Raw genomic sequence first — 4928 nt, forward strand, 5'->3', positions numbered from 1 at the left:
ATGGGTCAGAGCCGTTCCGCCATCGTCGCGTTTACCTGAGCTTTGTGCACCAACTTCTGCAAGCGCTTATCGAGACTCATCAACACCCCGCGATCTGCCCGACCACTCTCCAACTCATCGACCAGCTCGTTAACCACTTGGCGAAGTTCGTGGGCAATGACCACCCGATCGTCGTTAAGGTCCTCTCTATGCGACTCGAACAAACGGTGCAGATAGTCTTGAAGTGTGTGTTGCAAACGATGGCGGTCCGTTGCGCGCAGGTGAACCAGATTGACGCTGACTTTGCTCAGCAACTCGTTCAGCTCAGCGCACAAATACTGCATTCGGCGAGAAAAGCCTATTTCACGCTCACGTAGATGTTTGTGTTGAACGGTCGCGTCCTGCTTTTTTTGAATCGCTGGAATAGCGACCGCCACCATCAAACCGACGATGAGGCCCATCGCCTGGATCCATCCGGCCCAGTCGGCAGATCGCTGGAACGCACCAACCCCAAGCAAAAGCACTGCAACCACAGCCGCCACTATTACCAGTACGACGTAATCCTTGCTGATAAAACCCTTGGGCATTGCTTGACTCCTGAACCGTTGAGCGCGCGTTGGTATCGATGGTCAACGATGCTAATCGTTGCGCCCGCCAGACACCACGGATATTGCTGATTCGCCGAGCTTTTGTGGTTTTTTGGGTTTATACAAGCGTATAACAAGGATTCAACTCACAACACATATCGACAGCGCCCGGGGCTACTCTTAAACTGCAAGAGGTTTATAGACACCCCCGTGCTAAGCGGCATATCCATTATTAGTGAGCCTCGCTCGTGAAAATTCGTCACTCAATTTTGAGCCTATTATTTGTATGTACAGGCGCCGCACTCTCCCAGAGTGCTTCAGCAAATGAACCAGCCCCATTTGAGCGTGACCCTTCACAACTTCACCTGGCCTCCGGCAGTGCCATGGTTGTCGATTTGAAAACCAATAAAGTACTGTTCGCCAATAACCCGGATGTCGTTGTGCCCATCGCCTCCGTCACCAAACTGATGACGGCGATGGTAACGCTGGACGCCAAACTGCCAATGGACGAAATGATTCCAGTATCCATTGCCGACACCAAGGAAATGAAAGGTGTGTTTTCCCGCGTCAAACTCGGCAGCCAGCTTGATCGCAAAAACATGATGTTGATCGCCCTGATGTCCTCGGAAAACCGCGCCGCGGCGAGCCTTGCCGCCAGTTACCCGGGAGGCTACAACAAATTTATTATTGCCATGAACGCCAAGGCCAAATCCCTGGGCATGAAACAGACGGTTTATGTCGAGCCGACCGGCCTGTCGATCTATAACGTATCCACCGCCCGCGACCTGAGCAAACTGGTGCTCGCTGCCCGCCAATACCCAATGTTGAGTGAGCTCAGCACCACCCCCAATAAAACTGTCACTTTCCACAACCCCACTTACAGTCTGGTGTTCAATAACACTGATCACCTGATCAAAAAGTCCAACTGGGACATCAAACTGACCAAGACGGGCTTCACCAATCAGGCCGGTCACTGCCTCGTGTTGCTGACTACCATGGCCGATCGTCAGGTATCGGTGGTGATTCTGGATGCGTTTGGTAAATACACGCCCATCGCCGATGCGGGCCGTATGCGTAACTGGATGGAAACCGGTAAAAGTGGCCAGGCTCCGCAGGTTGCAGTGCTGTACAGGAACGAGAAAAACCTGACCATGAGACAGATAGGCATCCAGGCTAAAGAGTAATCTCACTCAATGGCGGTGTGCCCGACACACCGCTCTTGCGCAAAAGGGATGAACTTTCAAAGCGTTTGATCTGTCATTCACTGTGGCGAAAATTTAACGCTATGTTGTAGTGAGTTGGGCAAAGACGCGAACCGTGAGCTAAAACTCATTGACCTGCGGTTCGAGGGGGCTGTTGTTTTCGTTCATGACTGGAGATGATAAACCATGCTCTTCAAATGGTTCCTGGCAACATTGCATCTCTTGGCGTACGGGGTTGCACTCGGGGCAGTATTGAGCCGCGGACGCTCTCTGCGGCGCTTGAATAGAACCAACCCATCCAAACTTCGTGATGTGTTTGTAGCGGATAACTTCTGGGGCATTGCCGCCGCAGTACTTCTGGTGACAGGAGCATTGCGTGCTTTTGGCGGTTTTGAAAAGGGCACTTTCTATTACCTGCATCAACCGCTGTTTCATTTGAAGATGGCGGCCTTCGTGGCCATTATCCTGCTCGAAATAGCTCCTATGGTCGCCCTGATCAAATGGCGCAACGCGTTTAAAGCGGGTGTTCCAATAGATACCCATCGCGCGTTGATGTATTCGAGAATCAGCCATATTCAGGTAGGGTTGATTATCGTCATCCTCATCGCGGCGTCCGGTATGGCACGGGGAATCTTTATCAGTTAGCCATTGCCGGCGAAAGAGAAGAAAATAGCGGCCACTCTCTTTAAGCGGTCCCCACATGAAAATCTGCGGCATCGAAATCAAAGGCAGCGAAGCCATCTTCGCTGTCGCTACCCTTCGCAACAGCACCCTCGAACATGTACCCCTGCCGACAAAAAAAATCGCTCTAGAAGACGATGACGAGTCTTCCAACGTCAAGGCGTTCGCCGCGCTTGTCGAGGCATTTATCCGAGACAACGGCATCGAACAGCTGGCGATCAAGAAACGCAGTAAAAAAGGCGAGTTCGCGGGTGGGCCCACCACGTTCAAAATCGAAGGCGTTCTCCAGTTGCTAAATGAGTGCAGCGTAACGCTGGTGTCGCCACAGACCGTCAGCGCCCAGCACAAGAAACACGATTTCGCCCTCGCAGGTTCTTTAAACAAATACCAACACGAAGCCTACAAAACTGCCTGCGCAGCGTTGATGAAGGCGTCGTAGTCTTGCCTTAGACATTGCTCTCGTGGGCTTGGGAAAGCGGTCGAGCGACGGACTCCAGTGACTGGCGCTCGGCAGCAACGCCCCAAATGGCCTGCACGATGGCCGCCATTAGCATCAAACCGGCGCCGATCAAGTAACCCATGAAAACGTTACTGCGGTCATGGGTTTCGATCAGGTGGCCAAACAAGGTCGGCCCGACAATCCCGCCCAATCCCGTGCCGAACGCGTAGAACACTGCGATGGCCAACGCGCGGATTTCCAGCGGGAAGGTTTCGGCAATGGTCAGGTACGCAGAACTGGCCGCTGCCGACGCGAAAAAGAAAATAACCATCCAGGCGATGGCTTGCTGCGTCACGCTCAGCAGCCCCTGCTGGAACAGATAACCACTGATGGCCAACAGCGAGCCTGAGACCCCGTAGGTCAGGCTGATCATCACCCGACGCCCAACCACGTCAAACAGCCTCCCCAACAGCAATGGCCCGCAGAAATTCCCCAGCGCCAGCGGCAGCACGTACCAGCCAATTTGCTCATACGACACTTGATAAAAGTCGGTCAGCACTAATGCATAAGTGAAGAAGATCGCGTTGTAGAAAAACGCTTGTGCGGTGAGCAACGTCAACCCAACCAGGGCACGTCGGCGATAGGTCACGAACAAGGTATCGAAGACCTCACGCAACGGTGTGTGATCCCGTGAAAGCAGGCGTAATGGCGGTTCCGTTGCGGGTTGCAACGTATGCCCCTGCTGACGAAATCGCCCTTCGATGTGCTCGACGATTCTTTTCGCCTCCTCCGGCTGATTATGTATCAGCAGCCAACGAGGGCTCTCAGGCACCCACAGGCGCATGAACAGAATCACCAGCCCCAGCGCAGCACCGATGCCAAAACATAAGCGCCAGCCAAGGTCGCCACCAACGGTTTGCGGGTCGAGCAGTATGATCGACCCGCCGGCACCCAACGCAGCGCCTAACCAAAACGTACCGTTGATGGTGAGGTCAACCCAGCCGCGAAACCGCGCCGGGGTGAATTCCTGAATCGTCGAGTTGATGGCAGTGTATTCGCCACCGATGCCCATTCCCGTCAGAAAGCGAAACAGAACAAAGCTCCACATGCTGAAAGAGAACGCCGTCGCGGCGGTGGCGCTAACGTAAATGAACAACGTAATGAAAAATAGCTTTCTCCGCCCCAAACGGTCGGTCAGCCAGCCGAAGAACAGCGCTCCGAGCACCGCCCCTGCCAGGTAGGCGCCGCCCGCCAGACCGATATCACTGTTGGACAACTGCAGCACCGGGCTATTTTTCAACGCGCCAGAGACCGAACCCGCCAGCGTCACTTCCAGCCCATCCAACAGCCAGGTGATGCCGAGCGCAATCACCAGCAACGTATGAAACCGCCCCCACGGCAAGCGGTCGAGACGTGCTGGCAGGTCGGTCTGATATACGCCGGACTGTTGAGTCAGTTCGGTCATCGTCATCTAAAGCTCCACCGCTGCTTTTTTGTAGGTTATAGGGTGTGAGTCGTGACGGTCCGATGGAGTTCATCTCTATACGCAAAGCGCCCTGCCCCAATAATCGGTATAAGCTCGGACCTCAACAAAATTCCTAGTCACCCGCAAAGGAACTATCCCCATGAAGTTTATTTTCGGCACACGCCTGCGCACTGGCGTCTTGGCTTCAACGATTGTCGCGGCGACGCTCATGACCCTGGGTTCCGTCCAAGCTGAAGACGCAGCACCTGCGCCACGGATCGGTGTGCGAGGCGCGATCACCGCCCTCGACGGGGATGCCCTGAAAGTCCACACCAACCGTGGCGAAGACTTGCTCATCAACCTGACCAAAGACACCCAAGTGCGTGGCGTGACCCTGGCGCAAATGTCCGACATCAAGCCCGGCAGCTACATCGGCACCGCCGCCGCACCGCAGCCCGACGGGACGCAGAAGGCCCTGGAGGTGCATGTCTTCCCGCCCAGCATGGTTGGCTCCGGTGAGGGCTTTCGGCCGTGGGACAGCACGCCCAACAGCACGATGACCAACGGCACGGTCG

General features: G+C 54.8%; 5 protein-coding genes and 1 pseudogene. 4 read left to right on the forward strand and 2 right to left on the reverse strand.

Going from position 1 to position 4928, the window contains the following annotated elements; all coding sequences use genetic code 11:
* Positions 1–5 precede the first annotated feature (5 nt).
* A complete protein-coding gene (locus M0974_RS01840; protein ID WP_297831932.1) occupies positions 6–566 on the reverse strand; it encodes a hypothetical protein in 561 nt (186 codons plus the stop codon).
* A gap of 248 nt (positions 567–814) precedes the next feature.
* Between M0974_RS01840 and pbpG the strand changes: the two genes are divergently transcribed.
* The 3 genes from pbpG to M0974_RS01855 all read left to right on the forward strand — a co-directional run bounded on the left by pbpG (position 815) and on the right by M0974_RS01855 (position 2888).
* Positions 815–1750, forward strand: a complete 936-nt coding sequence (pbpG, locus tag M0974_RS01845) for a D-alanyl-D-alanine endopeptidase (RefSeq protein WP_297831935.1) — start codon at positions 815–817, stop codon at positions 1748–1750.
* A 204-nt stretch (positions 1751–1954) separates the two neighbouring features.
* Positions 1955–2413 (forward strand): DUF2214 family protein, encoded by a 459-nt coding sequence (locus tag M0974_RS01850; RefSeq protein ID WP_297831937.1) that lies wholly within the window; start codon positions 1955–1957, stop codon positions 2411–2413.
* Between the two features lie 55 nt (positions 2414–2468).
* A complete protein-coding gene (locus M0974_RS01855) occupies positions 2469–2888 on the forward strand; it encodes a DUF3010 family protein (RefSeq protein ID WP_297831939.1) in 420 nt (139 codons plus the stop codon).
* Between the two features lie 7 nt (positions 2889–2895).
* On the opposite strand, the gene M0974_RS01860 is transcribed toward M0974_RS01855, so the two are convergent.
* Positions 2896–4353, reverse strand: coding sequence for an MFS transporter (locus M0974_RS01860; protein ID WP_297831942.1), 1458 nt, complete (start codon positions 4351–4353; stop codon positions 2896–2898).
* 229 nt (positions 4354–4582) lie between these two features.
* Between M0974_RS01860 and M0974_RS01865 the strand changes: the two are divergent.
* A pseudogene (locus tag M0974_RS01865) lies at positions 4583–4928 on the forward strand (hypothetical protein); the annotation flags it as partial.

Source organism: Pseudomonas sp., assembly GCF_026224925.1.
Classification (GTDB): Bacteria; Pseudomonadota; Gammaproteobacteria; order Pseudomonadales; family Pseudomonadaceae; genus Aquipseudomonas.